Annotated in this window: 1 protein-coding gene; it reads right to left on the bottom strand. The window is 72.0% G+C overall.

Annotation, left to right across the window (positions count from 1 at the left end; genetic code table 11):
- Window positions 1–39 precede the first annotated feature (39 nt).
- The coding region (locus LPA54_RS42085) for an ATP-binding protein (RefSeq protein WP_228985597.1) at window positions 40–379 on the bottom strand (340 nt) is incomplete at its 5' end.

Genomic DNA, 379 nt, shown 5'->3' with positions numbered 1-379 from the left:
CACGCGGGCCGGAGGGTCCTCAGGGACGCCCGTGAGCCCTCAGCGGTCCGACACGCGCATCTCGAACCAGGTGGTCTTGCCGTGGGAGAGGAGGTCGACGCCCCAGCGGTCGGCGAGTTCGTCGACGAGGAACAGACCGCGGCCGCTGACGTCCATCTCCTGCACCGGCATCAGACAGGGCAGGGCGCGGGACGGGTCGCGGATCTCGACGCGGATCCAGCCCCGGCGGTGGCGCATGCGCAGCCCGAAGGCACGGGCCCCGGTGTGGCGTACGGCGTTGCCGACGAGTTCCGAGACGAGCAGCACCGCGTCCTCCGTGAACTTCGGGGGCAGGCCCCAGCGGCGCAGGATGACGATCTGGACCAGCCGGCGGGCGATG

This window comes from Streptomyces sp. DH12, from assembly GCF_020873895.1.
Classification (GTDB): Bacteria; Actinomycetota; Actinomycetes; order Streptomycetales; family Streptomycetaceae; genus Streptomyces.
The sequence above is the reverse complement of the archived record's forward strand: the minus strand, read 5'-3'. Positions and strand labels throughout refer to the sequence as shown.